The sequence below is a fragment of the Achromobacter aegrifaciens genome, from assembly GCF_902859735.1.
GTDB lineage: Bacteria > Pseudomonadota > Gammaproteobacteria > Burkholderiales > Burkholderiaceae_B > Achromobacter > Achromobacter aegrifaciens.
Genome location: NZ_CADIJY010000002.1, coordinates 406,038 through 430,200 on the forward strand (window position 1 = coordinate 406,038; position 24,163 = coordinate 430,200).

Genomic DNA, 24,163 nt, shown 5'->3' on the forward strand with positions numbered 1-24,163 from the left:
AGCCGCTCCCCTTGCCGCAGGCGGCGCGTTCTGCGCCGGCGGTGCTTGTTCTGTCGGTAAGGGGAGGGGCCTGGCGTTCAGGCCGGGGTTCAGGCGTTCATCAAATCATCGGATCCCAGCGCTGCCGAAGTCTTCCCGCAGGCGGGCCAGGATGCCGACCAGGTGGTCGTGCATGGCGTGGCGCGCGCGGATGGGATCGCGGTCGGAAATGGCCGCGAGGATGCGTTCGTGTTCCTGCTGGGCTTCGCTCCACACCTTGGTGGTCACGAAGTGCTCTTCAAGACGGTTGAATACGGGACTCAGCGTGCTGAGGTGCCAGATATGGGAAATTGCCGCCGCCAGGGCGGCGTTGCCGCAGGCCGCGCCGATCGCGCTGTGGAAGGCGCGGTCGTGCACGCTGGGCGATTCGGTCAGGGACATGCCTTCGTGCGCGGCGCGGATCGCCGCGATCTGGGCGGGCGATGCCTTTTGCGCCGCCAGGGCTGCGCACTCGGGTTCCAGCAGCAAACGGGTTTCCAGCAGGTCGAAGGGGCCGATGTCGGTGGCTTCGACGCCGTTGGCGGCAACCGGTGCCTGCTGCGGCGACAGGTACTGGCCGTCTTCGCGCGCCGGGTTCACGAACACGCCCGTGCCTACGCGCACTTCCACATAGCCTTCGATTTCCAGCGCGATCAGCGCCTCGCGCACCGAGGCGCGGCTGACCTGCAACTGTTCAGCCAGTTCGCGCTCTGCCGGCAGCCGCCCGCCCGCGGGGAAGTCGCCCGCCTTGATGCGCGCGGCGATCTGGTCGGCAATCATGCGGTAGAGGCGGGTGGAGGCGACGGCCTGGAGAGAGGTCATTGTTGCGTTTGGATGAATGGTCGGGATGTAGAGGGTAATGGGTCTGCCCGGGCTTTGTCTTGCATGCCCCCCGGGCGATCACCAAGGGTGCCTGGATATCTGGTGGCCCAGTGGTCAGGCCACTGGACGAAATGTACCGGAGGCGCCCCGGCTTGTGAACCGGGCTTTTCCATTTCTAGGGAAAACCACTAGCGCGGCTTTTGCGCCACGGCAGCGGACTTGCGACCGGCGTCCGCGGCGGGACGCCGGCGGCGCGCGGGGTCAGCCCGAAGCCAGTCCGCCGAAGAAGCGCGAGGCGTTCGATTCCAGGCCTTCGATGTAATAGCCGCCCTCTTGCACGATCAGGGTGGGCAGCGCCAGGCCGCCGACTTCCCGGCCCAGGCGTTCGAAGCCGTTTTCGCTGACGGCGACCATGGCCTGCGGGTCCTTCTCGAAGATGTCGAAGCCCAGCGACAGCACCAGGGCGTCGGGTTGGAACAGTTCGATGGCGCGGCGCGCCTCTCCCAGCTTGTCGAAGAACACCGATTCCGGCGAGCCATGGGGCATGGGCAGGTTGATGTTGTAGCCGTATCCCGGGCCGGCGCCGCGCTCGTCCTCGTAGCCCGCGACGACGGGATAGAAGTTCTCGGGATCGCCGTGGATGGACACGTACAGGACGTCGCTGCGTTCGTAGAAGATCTCCTGGATGCCCTGGCCGTGGTGCATGTCGGTGTCCAGGATCGCCACGCGCGGAAAGCGCGAGGTCAGGCGCTGCGCGGCGATCGCGGCGTTGTTCAGGTAGCAGAAGCCGCCGGCCGCATCGCGCCGCGCGTGATGTCCGGGCGGACGGCAGATGGCGTAGGCGTGGCGCTCGCCCGCCAACAGCGCATCGGCGCCGGCGATGGCGCATTGCGCCGACCAGTAGGCAGAGTGCCAGGTGTGCTGGCCGACCGGGCAGCTGCCATCGGCCAGGTAACGCGCGGCCTGGGCCAGCACGCCGCGCAAGGCGTTGGGTTGGCGCACGAAGACGTTGGAGACGACCTCGTCGCCCCAGTCGTCGGGCAATTGCTTCCAGGCGGAGTGCGCCCCTTGCAGGAAACGCAGGTAGTCCAGCGTGTGGACCGCCGAGATCGCGCCCGCGCCCTGGTCGGGCGGCGCCTGCACGTCAAAGCCCAGTTTGCGCGCGGCCTCGGCCAACGCGTCCAGGCGCGATGGCACTTCCTGGGGCGTGCGCATCTTGCCGCGCGAGAAATAGGTCTGCGGATGGTGCAGTTTCTGGTCGTCGTGGAAGTATGCCTTCATGCGGGGTGACACCTGGTTGCGGGTTGACGCGACGCCGGCCGGGTCTGTCGTCCCGGGCAGGCGGCCAAGACGACGTTATACGTGGCCGCGCTGCGAAGGACAATTGGCAACACCCAGGATTCAGCGCAAGGCGGCGCGCGCGGCGGTCTCCAGACTTACCAGGCGTTCATGGAGCTTGCCGCGGTCCTGGGCTGCCGCATACTGCCCCATCTGCATGCAGAGGTCGGCCACGGCGGTCTTTCCTATCATGGCGAACGCGCCGCGGATCGAATGGCATTGTTCGCGCACGCCTTGAAAGTCCGCTCGCGCCAGCGCGTCGCGGATGGCCGCCAGCGAGAAGCCCAGGCTGGAGTCCAGCGCCGCCAGGACGGCGGGATCCGGCGGCAACGCCGTCGGTTCGGCAAGCCCCGCGGGCTCTTCATTCAGCCGCGCCCGCGGAATGTGCTCGCTTATGATGCGCCGTAGCGTACGCAGCGACATGGGCTTGAGCAGCACCGCGTCGAAGTCCGCCTGACTGTTGTGCAGTTCGTCCGGCTCCACGTGCGCCGTGACCGCGACGACCGGCAGCCTGGGGCCGCGTTCGCGCAGGAACTGCGCCAGCGCATAACCGTTGATCTCGGGCATGGAGATGTCCGTCAGCACCATGTCGTAGCGGCGCATCTTCACGCAGCGCATCGCCGCCGCCGCTCCTTCCGCCGCGTCTGCCGCGACGCCCAGGGCGGCCAGCTGGTCCAGGATCAGTTCGCGGTTGGCCGGATGGTCGTCGACCACCAGCACGCGGATGTCCTGAGGCAGGGCGTCGGGCGCAGGCGTTGCGGGGTCGTCCGCGGACGGCGCAGCGTTCAGCGTTTGCGCGCAGGGATGCAAGGGCAGCGTCACCGTGAATGTGGCGCCCCCGTCGGCGGGGCAGGCGACGGCGATCGTGCCGTCCATCATTTCCACGAGCTTCTTGCTGATCGGCAGGCCCAGTCCGGAGCCGCCGTAGCGGCGGTTTATCGAGCTGTCGGTCTGCGCGTACAGCGTGAACACGCGATCCGCCTGTTCGGGCGTCATCCCGATGCCTGTGTCGCGCACGCGCATGAGCATGGAATCCGCCAGCGCAGGGTCGCGCGCAGGCTCGACCGTGATTTCCACTGCGCCCGCGTCGGTGAACTTGAGGGCATTGCCGACCAGATTGACCAGAACCTGACGTATCCGCGTCGGGTCGCCGGCATAGATCTGGGCCACCTCGCTGCCGACAGTGGCGGACAGTTGCACTCCCTTGGCGAGCGCGGCGGGCTTGAACATCGCGACGACCTGGGCGACAAGCTGCGGCAGGTCGAACGGTATGCGCTCGACCGTCATCTGCCCCGACTCCATGCGCGACACGTCCAGAATGTCGTTGATGAGATCAACCAGTGCGCGCGAAGCGTTGCGGACGGTGCGCAGACGCCCGCCCTGGCCGGCGGCGGCCGGATCCCGGTCCAGCAGTTCCAGGTGGCCCAGGACCAGGCTCAGGGGAGTGCGGATCTCGTGGCTCATGCTGGCCAGGAAGACGGACTTTGCCCGCGCGGCATCGATCGCGGCGATGCGCGCGTCCTCGCGCTTCTTTTCGATGTCCTTGCGGGCCGTGGCGTCCGAGAAGCTGCACAGCAGCACGTCATCGCCGTGATAGCGGGTCTTGACGATGTTGACCAGCAGTTCGCATTCGCGGCCATCGTCCAGCGTCAGGGTAAGTTCGCGGTCGCGCTGCAGCCAGGCCTCGCGGTCGCCGCGGGCGTGGCAGTCACGCAGCAAGGCATGCAGCGACACGCCTGGCGCGGCGCGGGCAGCGTAACGCTGCATCATCGCGTTTTGCAGCAGCGCCTCGCCGCTTGCGCAGGACACCAGTCCCACGCCGAACTGCGCCGATGCGATGATGGAGCGGTTCATGTGCTCGCTTTCAAACACATGCTGCGAACGGCGGTACACGGGGGCCAGGGCCTTGCGGCTGAACCACAGCAAGAGCGCCCAGAGCGTCCCGAGCAGCAGCACGGTTACGGTCAGGTATAGCGTGAGGCTGGGCAGAAGCGCGGCGGCGACGGTGCGCCAGGAATAGGCATACACCAGGGTCCAACCGGTATCGAGCAACCGCGCGCCGACGCTGAACACGCCGTCCTGATAGCGCGTCAGGGGTTCTTGCGCCGCCTGCTTCCACGGATGCGACGCCAGCGCGATCCGGCTGGGCGTATCCAGGCCTGCGGCGGATTGCGCGCGGTCGGACTCGAGCAGGATGCCGCCATTGCCGTCGACCAGCGCCACGGCGGTGCCCGCGGGGATGTCATCCAGGCGGGCTGCCAGGGCGCTGACGGGGTAGTCGCTGACGAAGATCATGAACGGCTGGGGCCCGTCGAACGCGGGTTCGACCAGCTTGATCACGTTTTGGCCCGTCAGCGGATTGATTGCGGGCGGCTGCCAGAGGATGCGCCGGCTGGTCTCCCATTGTTTGGCCACGGCGGGATCGGACAGCATGCCGAGGTCATAGGACAGTTGGCCGATGAGACCGGCGGTGTCCGCCGCGCCCAGGTGCTCGAGCAACTGCGCATAGGGCGTGGAGGGCGCGGGCATCAGGGCCAGGAAACTCAGGTCCGGACTGTAGCCGTAAGCCGTCAGCGGCAGCTTTCTTTCGCGCTCGCTGGCCGTCGCGGTGAACGCCTGCAGTTCCGTCATGCCCAGGTAGCGGGCGTAGCTGGTCGGGGGCGAGGCGGCCGTGACGCTGCCGGCCGCCAGAATGGATGGCAGGCCCGCGCCGACCTGCAGCCGCGCGTGGCCGCCGCCAGCGCGGAAAGCCGCCTCGGTTTCGGGCGTGGGCGCGGGGCGCGCCTGCCAGAGCAGCTCCGCATGGATGACGCCGCGCCGCATGGCCGTCTGCTTGCCTTCGAGGTCCAGCGCCACCTGGGACTGGTGCGCGACGAGTTCCGTGTGCAGCCTGGAGATGGCGGCATGCGCGGAGTGATAAAGCACCAGGCACGCCGCGACCACGATCAGGACGGACAGCACGATGCCGCCTCCGAACAGCATCACGGAGTGATAGCGGGCGAGGAGGCTGAGTTCCCTGGCATGTCGCGCGCCAGCGCTGAGCAGGTTTTGAGGATCGCCAAGGCTGGCCGTGGCGGTGGTATTCGGCATATCGGTGTATCGGTTGGGACTGCGCGCGCGGATGTGTGGCGCGCGCGATGCAGAAGCGAAGAATCCCATGAAATTCCCGCTTGCTATCCATTTTCAGGGCTATATTTGCATTTGTTTTCCAGTATTCGGATTCGTCCTATATCAATGGCTTACGAACTAGGACACGGCTGATGAATTCGCCCCTGGACAGGACTGCGGGCAGGGCGCGGACGGCTACGCCGGCTCAGGCTCGGAGCTCGCAACGCAACTCCATCGCACCGCAGCGAACCGCCTGTTCCGCTCAAGCCCGCACCGCCTGTTTGCCCGGCGTCAAGGCCGGCTTCGAGGCGGCCTGCAGACCACGCTTCGCGCTTCCAGACTTGCCGCCGCGCAAGAGACTGTTGTGCCACGGCCGGGGCGGCGGCTCCGCGCTCTCAATTCCGAGACCTGGCAGTCGTTATCCGGTCATGAATGAAGAATATGCGGCGCCCTTGCCGCATTTGTTGAGGAGTTGACATGAGGCATCCTGCGAGGATTTCTGTTCGTATGGTCATGGCAAGCGTGTTGGCGGCGGGCGTGATGCCGTTGGCGGCGCATGCCGCCGGAGGGACGGTCTCGTTCACCGGCGGCATTTCCGCAGCTTCATATACGCGCACGCTGGCGCCGACGGCGGCAGGCGCCGCCATGCAGTTCCAGGGCGCGCGCGTCGAGCGCAGCAGCGCGACCGTCAGCCTCGTCAATCTGGACGCATCGTCATATGCCCTGGCTTGCGCAGGCATGGGCAAGCAGCAGGCCGCGACCTGCCATCTGCCCGCGGGCGGCGGCGCGCTGGCCTTGACCGCAAGCCGAACGCATCCGCCGGCCGGGCCCGCCAAGGCGGTCGTCATGCTGGCCTACGACTAGCCGGCGGCTGGCAGAGCCCGCCGTGGTCGGGCGGGCTCCGCCTTTCAATATTCGCTGACGCCATTAGGGCGAATACAATGCAGCGCCCCGGCAGCGCGCCGGACCAGAGGGTCGGACATGGACGAATTCAAGATCAAGGTGATGCTGGCGGATGACCATCCCGGCATGGTCGCGGGCGTACAGCACGCGCTGGCCGAAGTGCCCACGATTGCGCTGGTGGGCGCGGCCGCCAACTCCACCGAGCTGGTCGCATTGCTGGACCGTACGCCCTGCGACGTGGTGGTATCCGACTACTCCATGCCCGCGGGCGATTTCGGCGATGGAGCATCGCTGTTCGGCTTGTTGCAACGGCGCTATCCGCAACTGAAGCTGGTGGTCCTGACCATGCTGGACAACGCGGCGGTCCTGCACACGCTGGTCACGCTGGGCATAGGCGGCATCGTCAGCAAGTCTGACGCGCTGGCGCACCTGATACCCGCCATCCACGCCGCGCATACCGGCGGCAAGTACTATTCGCCCAGCGCCAACAAGGTAATCCAGGGCATAGACTGGAACCGGCGTGGACGCAATCCGGAAAGCGTGTTGAGCCAGCGCGAATCCGAGGTCGTGCGGCTGTATGCCTCGGGCCTGACGATCAATGAAATCGCCGAGCGCCTGCATCGCAGCAAGAAGACCATCAGCACCCAGAAGGCCAAGGCCATGGAAAAGCTCGGCATCGAACGTGAGGTCGACCTGTTCCGGTATGCGATGGAGAACGGCCTGACAGCCACGCTGGCCGCGGACTCCGCGTCCCCAGTGCAGGAGCCGGCGGAAGGCGCGCAGGGTTGAGCCCGGTCGCTTGCCCCGGCTTATGACGATGCAGGCGCTTGGTCCATTGCGCCTGCCGGGCTTCCCGACGGATTGGCGCTGACCAGTCCCGATTCGATGCCGTAGCGCAGCAGTTCAATGTCGCGCTCCAACCCCAGCTTTAGCATGGCGGTGCCTTTCTGCGTACTGATGGTCTTCTTGCTGCGATGCAGGCGCTCGGCGATTTCGTTGATTGTCAGGCCGGACACGAACAGGCGCACCACTTCCAGCTCGCGCCGGGTCAGCATGTGGATCCCATAGTCGCCGCGGTCCAGCGCATTGGCCAGATCGGCGATCCGCGGCGAAAGATAGCGGCCGTTGGCGTGGGCGCCATGTATCGCGGGCAACAGATGATTCAACGAATCGGACTTGCTGAGGACGGCGGGAATGCCCAGGTTCAATAGCGAATGCACGATGCCGGGGCTTTCCAGCATGGTCAGCACGACGATCTTCAGGCCGGGGTAGCGCTGGCGGATCAGGCCGAACAGGGTGATGCCGTCGCCGAAATGGCCGCCCGGCATGGAATAGTCGGAGATCAGCACCTCGCACGGATGCCGGCTCAGCATCTCCATCAGCTCGGTGGAGTCGCGGGCCGCGCCGATCACGGATACGGTGCTGCTGGATGCGAGCGTGTGTTGCACGCCGGCGCGCACGGCGGGATGGTCGTCGGCGACCACGACGCGTAGATTCAGAGGCTTCATGATGGAACAGGGTGGGACCAGGCTGGCGAGGCGGCCAGGCGCGGCGAGGCGGCGCAGGACAGACTGTAGAGGCGCGTGGTCTGGCGGATAAGCAGCCGAGTCCGATTGCAGGCCCGGTTCGGATAGGACTAAGCCTATTTTTCGGCGTCGCGGGGGTGGCGCCCTGCGAGGGCTGCCAGCGCCATGGGTTCGAACACGTCCAAGGCCTCAGCCAAGGCATCGGTGCGCCGGTTGCGCGCCAGGTCTTCCATCTGTGCGCACCGGTCTGCCAGCGCCGTTTCGTGAATCATGGCGTAGGCCCCGCGCAGCGAGTGCAGATGCGCTCCCGCCTCGGGCTCGGCGGGCGCATTGCCGGTTCGGATCGCCGCGAGTTCCTTGCGGATGGCTGCGAGCGACTGGTGCAGCGACCGCGTCAGTGCCTCATGGACTCGCGCAGGCAGCGGGCCTTGTGCGATCTCGTCCCGGGCGCGCGGGCGCGGGGCAGGCGCCGGGGCGCCGCGCAGCAGGCGCCGGATGGCGGCATCCAGCTTGTCCAGCAGCAGGGGTTTGACCAGCACCGTGTCGATGCCGGCGTCGCGGCATTGCTGGTGCTCCTGCGCGCCGACGTGGGCGGTGTAGGCGATGATGGGCACTTGCGCGCCTTGCGCGCGCAGGCAGCGGGCCAAGGCATAGCCGTCCATGCCGGGCATGTTCACGTCGGTGATGACCAGGCCGTAGGCCTGTTCCATGAAGCGCGCCAAGGCCGCGCTGCCATCCGCCGCCAGGTCCGCCTGATAGCCCAGGGTCTCCAGCTGTATTTTCATGAGCTCGCGGTTGGCGGGGTTGTCATCGATCACCAGGATGCGGGCGGCAAGCGGCTGCTCCGGTTCCAGCGGCGCCGTGCTCGCCGGAGCTGCAGCATCCGGGGCCTCGGCGGGTGCGGGGGGCAAGGGGAGCGTGACGAGGAAGGTGCTGCCTTCCTGCGGCTTGCTGGTGACGGCTATGCTGCCGTGCATGAGCGTGGCCAGCCGGCCGCATAGCGCCAGGCCCAGCCCAGTGCCGCCGTAGCGCCGGGCGATGGAGGAATCCGCCTGGGTGAACGGCCGGAACAGCACGGCTTGCTGCGCCGGGGTCATGCCGATGCCCGTGTCGCTGACGCCGATCACGATAGGGGTGTCGGGCGCATCGTCGTCCTGGCGGTAGACCTCAAGAAGCACATCGCCGTGGGATGTGAATTTGATGGCGTTGCCGACCAGGTTGAACATGATCTGGCGGATGCGCGTGGGGTCGCCCAGATAGCGGGGCGCCAAGCCGTCGTCTATGCTGCAATCCAGCTCCAGGCCCTTGGCCTGCGCGGCGGGCGTGAAAACGGCGACGACTTGCCGGGCGGCTTCCGCGAGGTCGAAAGGAATCGACTCGACGCTCATCTGGCCGGATTCGACCTTGGAGAAATCCAGAATGTCGTTGATGATCTCCAGCAGCGTGGCCGAGGAGGACGTCACCGCCCGCAGGCGCTCGCTCTGGGCGGGCTGCAGGCCAGAGCGCTCGAGCAGTTCGAGATTGCCCAGGATGGCGTTCAGCGGCGTGCGGATTTCGTGGCTCATGGTGGCCAGGAAGGCGGATTTGGCCTGATTCGCCGTGTCGGCGGCGACGCGGGCTTCGTCCAGTTTCTGTTCAAGTTGCTTGCGGGCCGTGATGTCGGTGAAGTTGCACAGCAGCACGTCCACGCCCTGGTACTTGGTCCGCACCGCGTTCACCAGCAGATCGCTGTGGCTGCCGCCGATGCGCGGATGGGCCAGTTCCAGCTCGGCGTGCCAGCCGGCGGCGTCCGAAGCGCCTCCATACAGGGCGAGCAGACGCGCATGCAAGGGCGGGCTGCCGGGCGCTGCGCTGGCGGCATAATCCTGCATGACCTCGTTCTGCAACAGCACTTCGCCCGTGTTCAGCGACAGCAGGGCAAGGCCCGAGGGCGCGGTGGCGACCATGGTGCGGTTCAGGTTCTCGCTTTCGAATATGCGCTGCGAGCGGGCATAGCCGGGCTTGAAGACCTTGCGGTCGAGCAGCAGCAGTACCGCCCAGACGAACGTCACCATCAGCAGCGTCGCGAGCGCGTAGCCGGCCAGCCTAGGCCATAGGTCGGCGACTATGGTGCGCCAGGAAAAGGCGTAGGTCAGGCGCCAGCCGGATTCGGAAACCTGGTCGCCGAGGATGAACAGGCCGTCGCGGTAACGCACCTCCGACGGCGCGACCGGATCCGATCGCGTTGCGTCCAGCATCCTGGCAGCGATCTTCGCGTCTTGCTCTTCCATGGCCACAGGCAGGAGCTGGCGCCCGTCCTGGTCGACGATCAGGGCTGCCTCTTCGTAGCGCGTTGTCGTCAGATAGGCGTTCAGCGTATCGGCAGGATAGATGGCAACAAAGATGGCGAATATGCGGCCCTGGCTGCTTGCGGCCTGGTACAGCCGCAGGGACAGCTTGCGCGTCAAGGGATCGACGGCGGGCGGCAGCCAGCGCGGTCCGCCTGCCGCCATCAGGCGCTGCTGGATCTCGGGCGATTCCAGGTCGCCCAGGTCGGGGGCGATCGTCCGGATCAGTTCCGCGACGTCTTTCGCGCCCACCAGCGCCAGCGGATCCACGGTGTCGGACATGGGACCCACGCCGAGGAAGCCGCGGTCGGGGCTGTAGAAGAAGCCGCTGACCGAAAGCGCCTTGGCGTAGGCCGCAGCGGAATAGCTGATCTCGTCGGTCAGATGCAGATAGGGCAGGTAGGCGGCGGCGGGCCGGCCGGGTTCGATGTCGGCCAGGGCCACCACCGGAGGAAAGTTGGGGTTGCGCTGGAATTCCATGCGCCCTTGCAGGCGCGCGAAAGTCTGCACCAGGTCGGGGGCCGCGGACGACACGCGTGCGGGCCAGGCGTACTCCTCGTGCGAAAGACCGATGCGGAATGCGCCCTCGCGCACGCCCAGCGCCGTCTGCAACAGCGCTTTGCGCACCACGAAGCCGGCATAGCGTTCCGCGACGTAATCCTTGGCTTGCGCGAACAGCATGACGCCAGCGACTGTCAGCAGGACCAAGGTTGTGACGGCGCCACCCACATATAGCAGCGCCCGTTGATAGCGGTTCAGGATGCTGATGGCGCTGCGCGACGGCCGGCCGGCGGTCTCGGGCTCAGGGGCGTCTTGGATCTGCGCGGCCATGCTGGGTTCGGCTCCGCCGGAATGGGTGACGCCATGATAGAGCCAAACAGGCCGGAACCGGCAATATAGGACTCGGCTGATTTCCGTTCCCGGCGGCGGGTGGAACAATGAATTCGTCGGCAGTTCGCTGCCTGGCCTTCCGCCCGCAGGCGCCTCGCCGCCGCGCCATGGGCGCTTCGTTCTCCGGGACCATCATGCTCAAATCCGCCCTAGTTGTCGACCAAGACGAATTCCAACGTGCCGCGCTGGCGCGGATGCTGGGCAAGATCGGCGTGCCTGAAGTGGCGACGGCGCACGACGGCGCGTCGGCCGTGGCGGCGATCCAGCAGCAGCAATGGGATCTGGTCATTGTCGATCTGGACATGGCGGACCGCACCGGGCTGCAGATGATCGATGCGCTGGCCGATGCCGGCGGTTGCGGCGGCATCGCGATCGCCAGCAGCCATCCGACCCGGATCCTGCAGGCGGCGGCGACCTACGCCCGGAATCGCGGCCTGCCCATCATCGCCGCGCTGGGCAAGCCGCTGGAGGCGGCCTGCCTGATTTCGATGATCGAATCCCTGGCCCGGACCGCGCTGGCCGATGGCGAGGCGACGTTGCGCGCCGCGGCGCAGAGCAGCGGCGTCGCGCTGGCTGGCCTGGACGCCAAACGTCTGCGCCGCGCCCTGGCGCAGCGCGAGATTGCTGCGTACTTCCAGCCACAGCATTGCGTGTCGACGGGCGAACTGCGCGGCGCTGAAATGCTGGCGCGCTGGGTCGCGGATGACGGCGCGATGATTCCTCCGGCCGCTTTCCTGCCGGCTTTCGAGGCGGCGGGCTTGCTGGGATCGCTGACCGACTACATGTTGGCGCGCGCCTTCGAGACGCAGCGCGAACTGGGCGGCCGGCCCGATTGCGTCATCAGCATCAACGTGCCCGCGGTCGTCGCAAGTTCCATCTGCTGGGCCCAGGACGTGGCCGACCGGGCCGAATTCGCCGGCGTGGATCCGAGCCGCATCGTCATCGAGATCACCGAGGACGGTGGCGCGCGCTCCAACGGGGCGCTGGCGGGCGCCATCACGCAACTGCGCTTGCGCGGCTTCAGCTGCGCGATCGACGACTTCGGCACCGGCGACTCCTCGCTCGACCGGTTGCTGTGCGCGCCTTTCGACGAATTGAAGATCGATCGCGACATGATCGCCCGGGCGCGCCGCCATCGCCATGCCCAGGATGTCCTGGCCTGCACCGTCGAGATGGCGCGGTCGCTGGACATGACGGTGGTGGCCGAAGGCATCGAGAGCCAGGAGGACTACGACATGGTGCGCGCCTTGGGCGCGCAGGTCACGCAAGGGTACTTCCATGGCAGGCCGATGCCGCTAGGGGCATTCAGCCAGTACGCGCTCAGCCAGGGAGTCATCGGGCATGGGATCCTGCGGATGTACGCGAACGCCTGAAGCGGGCCGTGTACCGCGTCGCAGGCTGGTCGCGGATAGCGATCAGGCCCCCGCCAGCACCACCAGCACCGCCAGGCACAGCAGCAGTCCGAACGCCGCCAGCGCGTAGGGCAGCAACTGCACATACACGCCGCGCTCTTCGCCGCGGCCATGCGCCAGGCCAGCCGCGATCGACATCCGCACCGGTGAAAAAATTCCCATTGACGTGCCCGACACATGCAGCAGCGCGGCCGCAGCCGGCACGCTCAGGCCCGCATTCAAGGCCAGCGACAGTTGCGCAGGCATGAAGAGGCTGTTGGGCGCGTTGCCGCTGTTGGCCAGGATGCCGAATACGCCGGCCAGCAGCGGCGTGATCAATATGGTCCAGTCCTTCAGGCTGGCGAACAGGCCGTCGGCATACGCTTGCGAGATGCCGGCGCCGGCCAGGACTTCGGCCATCATGGCGAACAGGAACACGGAGTACACGGCGTGCCGTCCCGTGGTCCAGGCCGCGCGCGCCTGCGTCGCGAGCAGGTCGCGCTGGCGGCAAATGGCGGCCATGAGCACGGCGCCCACGATCAGCCAACTGCCGGCATGCAGCAGCGGCATCCAGCCGGGCAGGTCCGGGAACGGCTTGAACGCAGCCAGTCCGGCCAGGCCGCCGTTCAAGCCTGGCAGCAAGCGCGTGGCCACCAGCCAAGCAATCATCAGGATATAGGGCAGCGCCTTGCGCGCCGCCGCCATCATCCGGGGCTGGTCGGGCCGGCGATCCAGCAGGAAGCGCAGCACGATGAGCGGGCCGTAGGCCGACAGCAGCGCGGTTTCCGGTCCCAATAGCGCTGTCGCGGCGCTCAGGGCGGCCAGGCTCGCGATCATCCAGACGGCTTCGCGCACATGCTCCGCGGGTTCAGCGCGCAAGCCTGCGCGCCTGGCGGTGCGCCAGTACAGCAGCATCCACAATACCGTCAGCAAGGCGACCGGCGCCATGCCGTACAGCGCCAGCTCCGTGGCCGGGACGCGCGCATAGGCCGACGCCAGCAGCGTGCCGCTGCCCATGGCGCCCCAAGGGATCAGGGTCTGGCTCAGCAGCGCGAACACCATGGTTTCGCGCGGCTTCAAATTCAAAGGCCGGATCAGCAGCACCGTTCCCAGCATGCCCACGCCGAAGCCGGTGGCCGCTTCGGCGAAAGGGCCGACCAGGAAACAGGCAAAGAACAGCAGCCGGCGGCGCGCCAGCGGATGGGCCAGTGCGGTGTTTGCGCCGTCCGCCGCCGCGTGCGGCGCGCGTCCTTGTGCCGCCATGTTCCAGAACAGCAGCCCGCCCAGGATGTACGGCGTGATGATCCCGCCTATCCAGAGGCCGCGTTCCAGCGCCACCCCGAGCTGGCCGGTGGTGAAGGAGGCGGGCGCCGCATACAGGGCGATGGGCACGGCGGCCAGCAGGCCCAGCAAGGCGGCGGCCGTGGTGTTCAGGCGTCCGCTGGCGATGGCGCCGATGACGGCCAGGGCGGGTAGCGACCACAGTAGGTACATCATGGATTGAGCGTGTGCATGGCGGGGTCCGGGACAGGCTTGGCGCGTAGCAGTGTATGCCGAGAGCCGCGCCGCGGCGGTTCATGCCTGCCCGATCGCGGGGTCTTTTGGAAGGCGCGGCAACCGTACGCTGCGTCCCGCGTCTGGAACGCGGGACGATGATAAAAATGCCGCAACCTGCGGGGGTGGGTTCAGAAGTCCAGCGTGGCGTGGGGCCAGCGCTTCGTCGCCACCAGCTCGCGCGCTACCTGGCGCAGGATCTCGACCGCCGCCTTGGTGGCGCGCGAGGCCGGCCGATCCGAAGGGTGGGCCAGGATGCGACGCAGGCTGAGGCCGTCGATGGGCTGGGCGGACAGGCGGCCTGCCTCGATGTCTTCCAGCACGGTTGCGGCGAAGTGCACGGTCACGCCGACCTTTTCCTTTATGAGGCGCTTGGCGACTTCCATGGTTTCGACTTCCACCACCGGATTCAGATGCACCCCGGCGTGCGCCGCCTGGGCCTCGAGCTCGAGCCGCACGCCGGACTTGGCCAGGCCGGTCATCACCAGCGGCAGCTCGGCCAGGTCGCGCACGCCGATCCGCGCGGGCCGGGCCTTGCGATGCGAGGGCGGTCCGATGAGGCACATGCCTTCGGTCAGGAAGGGATAGGTGAGCAGGTTGGCGACGGGAACCGGACCGTTGAGCATGGCCAGGTCCACCTGGCCCTTGAGCAGCATTTCGTGCAGCGTGGGAGAGAAGGCTTGAACGAAGCGCAGCCGGACTTCGGGGAGCTGTTCCTGCACGGCGCGAGTCAGGGGCACGGCCAGCGTCATTGCGAGTCCGGGAGAAAGACCGATGACGACGGGGCCGCTGGGATGGCGTTGCAGGGCAGACATGTCCTGCTTGAGCTGTTCGGCGTAGCGCAGCAGGAAAGAAGCGCGTTCCAGCAGGAAGGCGGCTTCTTCGGTGGGCGACGCGCCGCGCGAATGGCGCACGAAGAGCTGGACGCCGAGCTCTTCTTCCAGCAGCTGGATCTGGCGCGTAAGCGCGGGCTGCGCCACATGCAGGACGCTTGCGGCGCGGCCGAAATGCCCCTGGTTGGCCAGAACGACAAAGTAGCGAAGTTGCCGCAGATCCATTTCCGTAGCAGCCCTATGTGGCGGATTGAGTCATAACAAAATTATATGGGAGCGGTAAGAAAATGGTAGTGGACGCTGCATCGGGGTGAGCTTTAACTTGCATCAGCCGCGAGAAAAGCCGCAGCACCTCTCTCTTTAAAGCTCATCAGAAAAAGGAATGACATGGATATCAATGCTCAGGAAATGGAAGCCACCCGCATCGCGCGCTGGGGCAAGGTCGAGCCCTACCGGGAGACCTTCATCGAAAGCCGCCTGCCCGGCATGAAGAAGAACATCTACAAGATCATGAACCGCGGCGTGCTGGAGAACAAAGGCGTGGAGCCAGCCATCCCCGGCAACCACCGCTTTGGCGTGACCTTCATCGAAATTCCCGTGGGGCAGGGCGCCAGCCTGCATGCGCACAAGACCGAGGAAGTCTTCTGCCCTCTGAACGGTCAGATGGAAGTGATCTGGGGCGAGAAGGGCGAGCACTCGGTGATGCTGAACCAGTGGGACGTGATTTCCTGCCCCATCGGCGTGATGCGCGGATTCCGCAATCCCAACCCGCATGCCCTGGTCGTCTATTCCGTCGTCGGCGGCACCGACGAGGAATGCGGGCGCATTGCCTGGCATCCCGACGTGGTGCGCGCCGCCGAGAACACCGGCCTGGTCTACGGCACCGACGGCTTCCTGAAAGAGAAAGCGGAAAGCTGATGCCGGACGATGGCCTGCGCCGGCCAGGTGCGGCGCCATCGATAACAAAGAGAACAATAGAGGAGACATGGAATGAGCGATGACTATGGCGTATCCCGGCTGATTGCAAGAAGACGCGTGTTGCGGGCCGTCGCCTGTACGGGCGCGCTTTGCGCGGCGCCTGCGATGGGCCAGGCCAAGCAGCTCGTTCCGTTCTTCGGCAGGAGTTCGCGCACGCCAATGCGCCTGGTGGTGCCGTTCGCCCCCGGAGGCTCCACGGACATCGTCGCGCGCCTGCTGGCCGCGCAGCTGCCGGCCTATCTGGGGCAGAGCGTGATCGTGGAGAACCGCCCAGGCGCAGGCGGCAATATCGGCGTGGCCTCGGTTGCCCGGGCGCAGGCGGACGGCGGCACGCTGCTGCTGGTGTCGTCCTCGTTCGTCACGAATCCTGCCATCGCCGCAGAACGGCCCGCCTACGATCCGGTGCGCGACTTCGCGCCGGTGAGCCTGGCGGTGAGTTCCCCGGACGTCATCGTGGTCCGCGCCGAAAGCCGCCTGGCTACGCTCAAGGATCTGCTGGACGCTGCCGCCCGGGATCCCGGCACGCTCACGTACGCCACGCCGGGCAACGGCAACAGCGTGCATCTGGCGGCCGAACTGCTGTGGCGGCGCGCGGGTGTCAAGGCTTTGCACGTCCCGTACTCGGGCGCGGCGCCCGCAGTGCTGGCGGCGCTGGGAGGCCAGGTCGACTGCGCCTTTGCCGCGCTGCCCGCGGCGCAGGCGTTTCTCGCCGACGGCCGGCTCAGGGCCTTGGCCGTGGGCGGGGAAGAGCGCTGGCCGGCGCTTTCCGGCGTGCCGACGATCGCGCAAGCCGGCTTCGCCGATTTCCGCTCGGAAACCATGCAGGCGCTGTTCGCGCCGGCGGGCACGCCGGCCGCCACGGTCGAACGCATCAACAAAGCGGTGGCCGAAGCGCTGGGCAAAGAGCCGGTGCGCAGGCAGCTCGACGGGCTCGGATTTCGCGTCATCGCCAGTTCTTCAGCGGCGCTGAAGGCCAGGGTGGCGCAGGAGGTCCCGCAATGGGCTGCCGTGGCGGCCCAGGCGGGAATAAGCGCCGACTGAAGCGCGGCACGCAAATTTCATTAGTCAGACTACAGGGTTGAATGTTTATGAGTCATGCCAATTCCTGCGCGGACACGCGCGCCGCCGGCGAACAGCGCGCCATACCCGCCACGCCGCAAGCGTTGCTGCAAGCCGTTCTTGCGGCCAACCAGGCCACGGACCCGCGCACCCGCGAGGTTCTTGATTCCCTGATCCGCCACCTGCACGCGTTTGCGGCGGACGTGAAACTGAGCTACGAGGAACTGCACCGGGGCCTGGATTTCATGGTGCGAGTGGGCCAGGCCACCAATCCGCTGCGGCACGAAGGCATCCTGCTGGCCGACATCCTGGGCGTGGCCACGCTGGTCCTGTTGATGGACGCCGAGGGCGTGCTGGAGGCCGGCGGCACGGAGCCCGCGCTGATCGGGCCGTTCTGGCGCGCCAACCAGCCCGTACTCGAAAACGGTTCCAAGATCGCCACCGAGGATACGACCGGCGATCGGCTGCTGGTGACGGGGCGCATCTGCACGCTGGATGGCCAGCCGCTGGCCGGCGCGCGCCTGGAAACCTGGCAGGCCGCGCCGAGCGGCCTGTACGAAAACCAGGATCCCGAGCAGGAAGACATGAACCTGCGGGCCGTGTTCATGACTGACGCGGACGGCCGCTTCTGGTTCGACAGCGTCAAGCCCGCCGGCTACGGCGTGCCCATCGACGGCCCCTGCGGCGACCTGCTGGCGCTGCAGCAGCGCAACCACATGCGGCCCGCGCACCTGCACTTCATCGCCTCGGCGCCCGGCCACAAGGTGTTGACCACCCAGATCTTCGACGCCAACGACGCCTACGCGTATAGCGATGCGGCATTCGGCGCGGTGGGGTCGCTGCTGCGGAAGTTCGAAGCGACGGGCGACGGCACCTACCGCCTGGACGTGGAACTCAAGCTCGAGCCGGGCGAAACGCGCATGCCCAAGCCGCCGCTTTCCTGATCCGGCTTTCCCCGCTTTCGACCTCAATCCCGGCGCGGCCTGCCGCGCCTTGGGCAGCCTTTGCCCGCAACAACCAGAACCAGAGACAGACATGAGCAAGAAAACCCAAGCCCTGCGCGTGATCGAACGCGTTTCCACCGTCGCCGAGCTGCGGCCGGCCCTGGTCGACATCTCCGTGCCGCAAGCGCCGGAAGGCCATGCCGTGGTCGAAGTCAGCGCGGCCGGGATCAATCCCAGCGACGTCAAGGCGGCGATGGGCATGATGCCTTACGCGATCTGGCCACGCACGCCCGGACGCGACTACGCGGGCAAGGTGATAGCCGGCCCCGCGGAATGGATGGGGCAGGAGGTGTGGGGCACGGGCGGCGACCTGGGCATTACGCGCGACGGGACCCACGCGCGCTACTTGGTGCTGCCCGTGGCCGCCTTGGTGCGCAGGCCTGCCCACATCGCAGCGGCCAGCGCCGCCATGGCGGGCGTGCCGTTTGTCACCGCCTATGAAGGGCTGCGCCGCGCCGGCCTGTCTGGCCCGGGCCAGACGGTGGTGGTGTTCGGCTCGAACGGCAAGGTCGGGCAGGCCGCCATCCAGCTGGCCAGCCGCGCCGGCGCCCGGGTGATCGGGGTGGAGCGCGGCGGCGAAGGCTACGTCGGCCATGCGGTTTCAGGCGTGTCGGTCATCGATGGCAGCCGCGACGGGATCGCCCAGCGTGTCATGGAGCTGACCAGCCAGACGGGCGCGGACATTGCCTACAACACGGTGGGCTCGCCGTACTTCGCCGCGGCGCTGGAATCGTTGAAGGTGGGCGGGCGGCAGATCGTCATTTCCACCCCTGACCGCAACGTGCCCTTCGACATCCAGGCCTTCTACCGCCGCGACCTCCAATTGATCGGCGTGGACAGCCTGAAGCTGGACTCGGCCCGCTGCGCCGCGGTGTTCCGCGAGCTGCTGCCCGGCTTCGAGGACGGCAGCCTGCAGTCCTTTCCGGTCAGTCCGGCCGCCGTGGTGCCGCTGGCGCAAGCCCGCGAGGCCTACATCAAGGTGCTGGAAGGCGCGCAGGACCGGCCGGTCCTCGCCCCCTGATCCGCGACCCGCTTTATCTGGCCGATCGCCTGTCCGTCATGGGCGATCGGCTTTTTTTCGCGCAGCAGAAGCATAAAAGGAGACAAACCATGACACTGCACCGCAGATATTTTCTTCAATACGCGACGGCCCTGGCCGGCGTCGTGGGGCTTAGCGCCACGCTGCAGGCCCAGCCGGACTATCCGGCGCGCCCCATCAGGATGGTAGTGCCGTTCACGGCGGGGTCGACCACCGATGTCATCGGCAGGACGGTGGCGGAACAGCTGGAGAAGAAACTCGGCCAGCCGGTGGTGGTGGAGAACCGGCCGGGCGCAGGCGGCGTGCTGGGCGCCACCATGGTGGCGGGCGCCGCGGCCGATGGCTACACGGTGCTGGTGCACTCCGCCGCCCACGTGGCCAACCAGTCGCTCTACGCCAACCTCAAATACGACACCCTCAAGGACTTCACGCCCGTGACCATGCTGGCCTCGATGCCGAACGTGATCGTGGCGTCGAACGCGCGCAACTTCAAGTCGCTGAAGGACCTGGTGGAGCGCGCCCGCGCCGAACCCGACCAATATACCTACGGCTCGTCCGGCAGCGGCAGCGGCGCGCACATCGCGGGCGAAAAGTTCAGGGCCGCGACCGGCATCCAGGCGATACACGTGCCGTACCGCGGCACGCCGGAGGCGGTCAACGACGTGATCGCCGGGCGGGTGGACTGGTTCTTCCTGCCATTGCCGCTGGCGCTGCCCATGGTCAAGGCTGGCAAGCTGACCGCGCTAGCGATCAGCGCCGACCACCGCTCGCCCGCGTTGCCGGACGTGCCCACGACAGCAGAGGCTGGCTACCGCGACGTGGACCAGCAGTTCTGGGTTGCCATGTTCGTGCCGGCCGCGACGCCGCCGGCAGTCCTGGCCAAGCTGCATGCCGGCACCGAACAGGCGCTGCGCTCGGACGCCACGCGCGAGCGCTTCGACAACCTGGGGGCCGAGCCCGCGCCCATGCCGCAGCAGCATTTCGCCGAGCTGATCGGCCGCGAAATGGAAAGCACCGGCAGCCTGATCCGCGGCGCGGGCATACGCGTCGGCAATTGAGTCGGGGGAACTGGGGGGAATATGTCAATAATCAGAAGAATCGGGCTGTTGGGAGCCTGTGCGCTGGCGGGACCGGCGCTTGCGCAATCGTCGTCGCTGACCCTGTTCGGCCACATCGACCTGAACGTGACCAGCGCCACCGCGGGCAGCACGTCCAAGATCGGCATGGACCAGGGCGGCTACATGCTGCCCAGCCGCATCGGCATGCGCGGCACCGAGAATCTGGGCAACGGCAACTCGGTGGGGTTCTGGCTGGAGGCGCCCATCCTGCCGAATAGTGGCGGGCCGCAAGGCCTGAACTGGACACGGCGTTCGACCATCAGCCTCAGCAACGAGCGCTACGGCGAACTGCGGCTGGGGCGGGACTACACCGCGGCGTTCTGGAACGTGTCCTCGTTCTCGCCCTTCGGCACCGTGGGCGTGGGCGGCAGCAGCAACATCATCAAGGGCTGGCCCTTGGGGATGGAGGGCGCCACCACGCTCTCGCGCGCCAGCAACATGGTGGCGTACTTCCTGCCGAAGAAACTCGGCGGGATATACGGACACCTGAACTATGCGCGCGAAGAAGACCTGCGCGGCGCCGACTATGCCGGCGGGCGGCTGGGCTATCAGTCCGGTCCGCTCAATGTCGCCGCCGCATACGGCAGGACGTCGATGGGCAGCGGCGAGCACTACGAAACCGCGACCCTGGGCGCCAGCTATGACTTCCGCGTGGTGAAGCTGTTTGCCAACTACCTGCAGCAGAAGATCGGGTCGGACAAGCAGCACGTGGCCCTGGCGGGCGCGTCGGTGCCTGTGGGTGGCGGCCACGTGAAGCTGTCGTACTCCCGTTCCACCCAGAGCGGACAGTACGAAGGCGACGACGCCCAGCAGTTTGCGCTGGGCTACACCTACGCGCTCAGCAAGCGCACGGTGCTGTACACGGCGGCCTCCTTCATCAAGAACGAGGGCAATGCCGCCTTCGTGACCGGGGACGTCGCGCCGGAAGGCGTGCCGGGCGCGAACTCGAAGGGCTTCCAGGTCGGGATCAGCCACTCGTTCTGAGCGTGATGCGCTGCGGCCCCGCTCAGTGCGGGGCCGCAATTTTTTATTGGACCGCCTTGGCAGGCGCCGCCGGCAACACCCCGGCATCATGCACCGGCTTGCCGCCCAGCAGCGTGAACACCGAATTGATGGCGTGGATCTGGTCCGCCGGCATCGTCAGGTAGGGCTGGTCCAGCACCGCCAGGTCGGCCAGCTTGCCGGCGTTCAGTTGCCCGCGGTCGTCTTCGTCGAATGCCAGCCAGGCTGCCTGGCGCGTGTAGAGCGCCAGCGCTTCCTCCCGCGTGAGCAAGGCGCCGGGCTCGCGCAGCACGGTGGCGCCGATGGCGCGTCCCTGCACGTGGTACTCCACGGCCTGCCAGACGCCAGCCACGCCGATGCGGGTCGAATCGGTGCCGCCCGCGACCGGCAGACCCAGGTCCAGCGCCGTGCGCACCGGCGGCGAATCCTGCTCCGCCCCCTTGGGATTGGCTTCGCGTATCGCTTCGCCCTCGAAGTACGGACCCATCTGCACCGTATAGGCCAGCCCCAAACGCGCCATGCGTTCCAGCGTGCGGCGCGAGCCGGTGTTCAGGTGGGCGATGGACCAGCGCAGCGGGCGCAGGTCGTGGTCGCGGCCGACTTCCTCGAACACGTCGAGGATGGCGCTGGCGGCATCGTCGGTGTAGGCGTGGATCTCGAGCGGGATGCGGCGTTCGGCCGCGTAGCGGGCGATGCGGGCGAGTTCCTGGCGCGCTTCGGCCGGCGGGTTGAATCCCGGGCCCATGCGCACGCCGTCGTTCATGGCGGACACCAGGTTTTCACCCAATCCCAGGAACGCGAGCTTGCCGTCGTCATGGCGCGGCGGGCGGAAGGCCATGATGTCGCGGAACCATTGCGCCTCGCCGCCCGCGCGCATGGCCGAGATCCGGTAGCCCGCGCGCACGGTGAGTTCGCCACGGTCGCGCAGCGCGTAGAGCGGCTCGTAGGCTTCAGCGCCGCCGGCCGACGGATCGATGAAGCCCGTCAGCCCGCGCGCGTTCATGGCGCGCAGAAAGGCTTGCAGCCCGGCGGGGCGGTCGGCGGTATGGCTCAGGCGGGCGAACAGCGCGTTGAACGGGCCGATGCCGCCCAGCAGCCTGCCGGTGGCGCGGCCCTGCGCGTCGCGCTCGACCGTGATGCCGTGCAGTTCCGGCGGCTGCGGGCCGTCCAGGCCCAGGGCTTCGATGCCGCGGCTATTGAGCAGGGCGTAGTCGTACAGGTATTGGACATAGGCGGGATGCCCGGGGACCGCCTGGTCCAGGTCGGCGCGGGTGGGCGCGCGGCGCTCGCGGAATTGCCGCGGATGCCAGGATCCGACCACCGCGACCCAATGGTCGCGCGGGCGTTGCGCGGCGTCGCGCGCCAGCCGGCCCAGCGCGTCTGCCAGGCTGGGCGCGTCGTACCAGTAGGTTTCGAACGCATAGGTCTGGCCGCCGCGGATGGCGTGGATATGCGTGTCGATGAGGCCGGGTATCACCGTGCGGCCCTGCAGGTCCAACTGGCGCGTGGCCGGTCCGACGTGTTGCTCGACATCGCCGTCCTCGCCCACCGCCACGATGCGTTCGCCCTGGATCGCCAGGGCCGTTGCGCGCGGCGCCGCGGGGTCCATGGTGATGATCTGGCCATTGCGCAGCACCAGGTCGGCGTCGCGGCTGTGGGCGGTGCAGGGCAGCGCGGCTGCCAATGCGAGGACAAGCGCCGTGGTTCTTTTCATGTGTAGTCTCCGGTCATCGAGGGGGGTCAGTAGCGCCATAGCGCTTCCAGGCCAAAAAAATGGACGGTTTCGGCGCGGCCGGTGTCGCGGATGAAGCTTCCGGGCCGGAACACCGAGTAGGCGGCTTCGAAACTCAGGTGGCGCGACACTTCCCAGCCCAGCACCACGTCGGCCTGCGTGCCGATGTAGCGGGCGCGGCTGGCGCCGGCCGGGCGCAGCAGATTGCCGGCCACGCCGTACACGCCGTCCTGCAGGCTTTGACGCCAATAGAAGACCGCCGCGGTTCCCAACGTCCAGCCGGAGCCCAGGTCCAGCGTGAGCGAGGGATGCAAGTTGATCAGGTTGGAAGGGCCGATCAGGCCCGCTTCGCCGAAGTACTTGCCCTTGGGGAAGAAGACGGCAAAGGTCTGGAGCTTGGGATCGTCGGGATCGCGGTCGCCGCTGATGATGTTGGCCTTCAGCCCCAGGCGCGGCTGCAACGGCGTGCCGCGGAAGGTGTAGCTCACGTCGCTGGCGAGCGACCAGGCACGCGCCGGCGCGCCAGCGAAGCTGCCGTATTGATAGACCGCTTCCAGGTCCCAGCGCCAGGATGCGCGCTGGCCGAAGTAGCGTGCGCCCAGCGCGTTGCGCGTCTCGGGGCCGCTGCCCTGGTTGTAGCTGGCCGAGTCGCTGGATAGCGACAGCAGGTAGGCATCCAGGCCGGTGTCGGCCAGGCCGCCGGGCGCGGACCAGGTGCCATAGAGGCCGCCGAGCCGGCGCTGGGAGTCGGCGCGGTCGCTGAAATCGTCCGGATCGTTGCGCACCGGGCGCACCAGGAAACCGTCCACGCGCAGTTCCTGGCTCTGCCAACTGAGCGCGCCGCCGTCGAACGAGCGCAAGACGTTGGGACCGTAGCGCGCCGAGATCAGCCGTTCGCTGCCGTAGGCCATGACCTGGCGGCCCGCGCGCGCGGTCCAGGTGCCCCCAGCGCCGGCAAGAGAGACGTCGACGAAAGCCTGCAGCACGTCGCTGCCGGTGTCGTCGGGCGGTCCGATGGAGCCGGTGTCGCGTTCGGCATGGGTCAGGTTCAACTGGCCGAAGGCGCGCACCTGCCGGCCCAGCCGCAGGTCGGCATAGGGCAGGAAACGGTACAGCTGGTAACCCTCGTCGGGTACAGCCGCGTCGCCGAATTCGTTGTTGCGGTAGCGCTCATAGCGGGCGCGCAGCTCGGCGCCCAGGGTCAGCGCGGAGGAATCGCCCAGCCGGATCCACTTGCCGGCTTCGCCCCAGGCGCCCGTGCGCTTGGCCGGGTCGTCCAGGTAGCTGTAGTCCTCGGTATAACGCCAGGGATCGATGGGCGGCAGCGCGGACCCGGCGGCCTGCGCGGCGCCGATTGCCAGCGCGGCCAGCGGGAGGATTGCGAGTCTGTGGAAGTTCAAGTTGCCTGGGCTGCAGCCGACGCGTGCAAACGTCGACAGCGGTAGAAGTGACCAGGCGGCAAGATAGATTAAGGACAATGGCGTCGGTAGTCGCCATTTTTAGCCCTGGCTGTCCTGAAA

The 24,163-nt window shown here is 67.5% G+C and carries 18 protein-coding genes; 9 read left to right on the plus strand and 9 right to left on the minus strand.

The annotated features are described in order from the left end of the window. Positions 1–105: 105 nt before the first annotated feature. The 3 genes from HV766_RS07880 to HV766_RS07890 form a co-directional block, all read right to left on the minus strand. Positions 106–840, minus strand: coding sequence for a FadR/GntR family transcriptional regulator (locus HV766_RS07880; protein WP_054454472.1), 735 nt, complete (start codon positions 838–840; stop codon positions 106–108). Between the two features lie 261 nt (positions 841–1,101). Beyond that, positions 1,102–2,121, minus strand: coding sequence for a histone deacetylase family protein (locus tag HV766_RS07885; RefSeq protein WP_119451495.1), 1,020 nt, complete (start codon positions 2,119–2,121; stop codon positions 1,102–1,104). Between the two features lie 120 nt (positions 2,122–2,241). Continuing rightward, a complete protein-coding gene (locus tag HV766_RS07890) occupies positions 2,242–5,268 on the minus strand; it encodes a sensor histidine kinase (RefSeq protein ID WP_175180922.1) in 3,027 nt (1,008 codons plus the stop codon). A 525-nt stretch (positions 5,269–5,793) separates the two neighbouring features. On the opposite strand from HV766_RS07890, the gene HV766_RS07895 reads away from it, so the two are divergent. Both HV766_RS07895 and HV766_RS07900 read left to right on the plus strand, forming a co-directional pair. Then, positions 5,794–6,150: a hypothetical protein gene (locus HV766_RS07895; protein WP_175180923.1), complete on the plus strand. Its 357-nt coding sequence runs from the start codon at positions 5,794–5,796 to the stop codon at positions 6,148–6,150. Positions 6,151–6,267: 117 nt separating this feature from the next. Then, complete coding sequence (locus HV766_RS07900) at positions 6,268–6,978, plus strand: response regulator (RefSeq protein ID WP_175180924.1); 711 nt, start codon at positions 6,268–6,270, stop codon at positions 6,976–6,978. A 20-nt stretch (positions 6,979–6,998) separates the two neighbouring features. On the opposite strand, the gene HV766_RS07905 is transcribed toward HV766_RS07900, so the two are convergent. Together HV766_RS07905 and HV766_RS07910 are read right to left on the minus strand one after the other, a co-directional pair. Next, a complete protein-coding gene (locus HV766_RS07905; RefSeq protein ID WP_175162782.1) occupies positions 6,999–7,697 on the minus strand; it encodes a response regulator in 699 nt (232 codons plus the stop codon). A 134-nt stretch (positions 7,698–7,831) separates the two neighbouring features. Further along, positions 7,832–10,873, minus strand: a complete 3,042-nt coding sequence (locus tag HV766_RS07910) for a hybrid sensor histidine kinase/response regulator (protein WP_254593291.1) — start codon at positions 10,871–10,873, stop codon at positions 7,832–7,834. Positions 10,874–11,067: 194 nt separating this feature from the next. Between HV766_RS07910 and HV766_RS07915 the strand changes: the two genes are divergently transcribed. Further along, positions 11,068–12,306 (plus strand): EAL domain-containing response regulator, encoded by a 1,239-nt coding sequence (locus tag HV766_RS07915; protein WP_175180925.1) that lies wholly within the window; start codon positions 11,068–11,070, stop codon positions 12,304–12,306. Positions 12,307–12,348: 42 nt separating this feature from the next. Here the strand turns inward: HV766_RS07915 and HV766_RS07920 are convergent, their stop codons facing one another. Then, on the minus strand, positions 12,349–13,821 hold the full coding sequence (locus HV766_RS07920) for a hypothetical protein (RefSeq protein WP_054454466.1): 1,473 nt from the start codon (positions 13,819–13,821) through the stop codon (positions 12,349–12,351). Between the two features lie 188 nt (positions 13,822–14,009). Continuing rightward, the gene (locus HV766_RS07925; protein WP_054454464.1) at positions 14,010–14,936 is read right to left on the minus strand and encodes a LysR family transcriptional regulator; all 927 of its coding nucleotides are present in this window, start codon (positions 14,934–14,936) and stop codon (positions 14,010–14,012) included. A 162-nt stretch (positions 14,937–15,098) separates the two neighbouring features. On the opposite strand from HV766_RS07925, the gene HV766_RS07930 reads away from it, so the two are divergent. The 6 genes from HV766_RS07930 to HV766_RS07955 all read left to right on the plus strand — a co-directional run bounded on the left by HV766_RS07930 (position 15,099) and on the right by HV766_RS07955 (position 20,893). Then, positions 15,099–15,629 carry a cupin domain-containing protein gene (locus HV766_RS07930; protein ID WP_054454462.1) on the plus strand — a complete coding sequence of 177 codons (531 nt, stop codon included), beginning with the start codon at positions 15,099–15,101 and terminating at the stop codon, positions 15,627–15,629. Between the two features lie 72 nt (positions 15,630–15,701). Continuing rightward, complete coding sequence (locus HV766_RS07935) at positions 15,702–16,730, plus strand: tripartite tricarboxylate transporter substrate-binding protein (RefSeq protein WP_175180926.1); 1,029 nt, start codon at positions 15,702–15,704, stop codon at positions 16,728–16,730. A 47-nt stretch (positions 16,731–16,777) separates the two neighbouring features. Further along, positions 16,778–17,692, plus strand: a complete 915-nt coding sequence (locus tag HV766_RS07940) for a dioxygenase family protein (protein WP_082401000.1) — start codon at positions 16,778–16,780, stop codon at positions 17,690–17,692. Positions 17,693–17,783: 91 nt separating this feature from the next. Further along, entirely contained in the window at positions 17,784–18,773 is a 990-nt protein-coding gene (locus tag HV766_RS07945; protein WP_175162774.1) for a quinone oxidoreductase family protein, read from the plus strand. 89 nt (positions 18,774–18,862) lie between these two features. Beyond that, positions 18,863–19,849: a Bug family tripartite tricarboxylate transporter substrate binding protein gene (locus tag HV766_RS07950; RefSeq protein ID WP_175180927.1), complete on the plus strand. Its 987-nt coding sequence runs from the start codon at positions 18,863–18,865 to the stop codon at positions 19,847–19,849. Positions 19,850–19,870: 21 nt separating this feature from the next. Then, complete coding sequence (locus HV766_RS07955) at positions 19,871–20,893, plus strand: porin (protein WP_175180928.1); 1,023 nt, start codon at positions 19,871–19,873, stop codon at positions 20,891–20,893. A gap of 43 nt (positions 20,894–20,936) precedes the next feature. On the opposite strand, the gene HV766_RS07960 is transcribed toward HV766_RS07955, so the two are convergent. Both HV766_RS07960 and HV766_RS07965 read right to left on the minus strand, forming a co-directional pair. Then, positions 20,937–22,625 carry an amidohydrolase gene (locus tag HV766_RS07960; protein WP_175180929.1) on the minus strand — a complete coding sequence of 563 codons (1,689 nt, stop codon included), beginning with the start codon at positions 22,623–22,625 and terminating at the stop codon, positions 20,937–20,939. A 26-nt stretch (positions 22,626–22,651) separates the two neighbouring features. Continuing rightward, positions 22,652–24,043 (minus strand): alginate export family protein, encoded by a 1,392-nt coding sequence (locus tag HV766_RS07965; RefSeq protein ID WP_175180930.1) that lies wholly within the window; start codon positions 24,041–24,043, stop codon positions 22,652–22,654. Positions 24,044–24,163: the final 120 nt, after the last annotated feature.

Bases quoted from the DNA above. Each gene is read 5' to 3' on its own strand.
- HV766_RS07910 (WP_254593291.1), bottom strand. From the start codon at position 10,873: ATGGCCGCGCAGATCCAAGACGCCCCTGAGCCCGAGACCGCCGGCCGG.
- HV766_RS07935 (WP_175180926.1), top strand. From the start codon at position 15,702: ATGAGCGATGACTATGGCGTATCCCGGCTGATTGCAAGAAGACGCGTG.
- HV766_RS07925 (WP_054454464.1), bottom strand. From the start codon at position 14,936: ATGGATCTGCGGCAACTTCGCTACTTTGTCGTTCTGGCCAACCAGGGG.
- HV766_RS07960 (WP_175180929.1), bottom strand. From the start codon at position 22,625: ATGAAAAGAACCACGGCGCTTGTCCTCGCATTGGCAGCCGCGCTGCCC.
- HV766_RS07895 (WP_175180923.1), top strand. From the start codon at position 5,794: ATGGTCATGGCAAGCGTGTTGGCGGCGGGCGTGATGCCGTTGGCGGCG.
- HV766_RS07900 (WP_175180924.1), top strand. From the start codon at position 6,268: ATGGACGAATTCAAGATCAAGGTGATGCTGGCGGATGACCATCCCGGC.
- HV766_RS07950 (WP_175180927.1), top strand. From the start codon at position 18,863: ATGACACTGCACCGCAGATATTTTCTTCAATACGCGACGGCCCTGGCC.
- HV766_RS07915 (WP_175180925.1), top strand. From the start codon at position 11,068: ATGCTCAAATCCGCCCTAGTTGTCGACCAAGACGAATTCCAACGTGCC.
- HV766_RS07930 (WP_054454462.1), top strand. From the start codon at position 15,099: ATGGATATCAATGCTCAGGAAATGGAAGCCACCCGCATCGCGCGCTGG.
- HV766_RS07885 (WP_119451495.1), bottom strand. From the start codon at position 2,121: ATGAAGGCATACTTCCACGACGACCAGAAACTGCACCATCCGCAGACC.
- HV766_RS07905 (WP_175162782.1), bottom strand. From the start codon at position 7,697: ATGAAGCCTCTGAATCTACGCGTCGTGGTCGCCGACGACCATCCCGCC.
- HV766_RS07945 (WP_175162774.1), top strand. From the start codon at position 17,784: ATGAGCAAGAAAACCCAAGCCCTGCGCGTGATCGAACGCGTTTCCACC.
- HV766_RS07890 (WP_175180922.1), bottom strand. From the start codon at position 5,268: ATGCCGAATACCACCGCCACGGCCAGCCTTGGCGATCCTCAAAACCTG.
- HV766_RS07880 (WP_054454472.1), bottom strand. From the start codon at position 840: ATGACCTCTCTCCAGGCCGTCGCCTCCACCCGCCTCTACCGCATGATT.
- HV766_RS07955 (WP_175180928.1), top strand. From the start codon at position 19,871: ATGTCAATAATCAGAAGAATCGGGCTGTTGGGAGCCTGTGCGCTGGCG.
- HV766_RS07940 (WP_082401000.1), top strand. From the start codon at position 16,778: ATGAGTCATGCCAATTCCTGCGCGGACACGCGCGCCGCCGGCGAACAG.
- HV766_RS07920 (WP_054454466.1), bottom strand. From the start codon at position 13,821: ATGATGTACCTACTGTGGTCGCTACCCGCCCTGGCCGTCATCGGCGCC.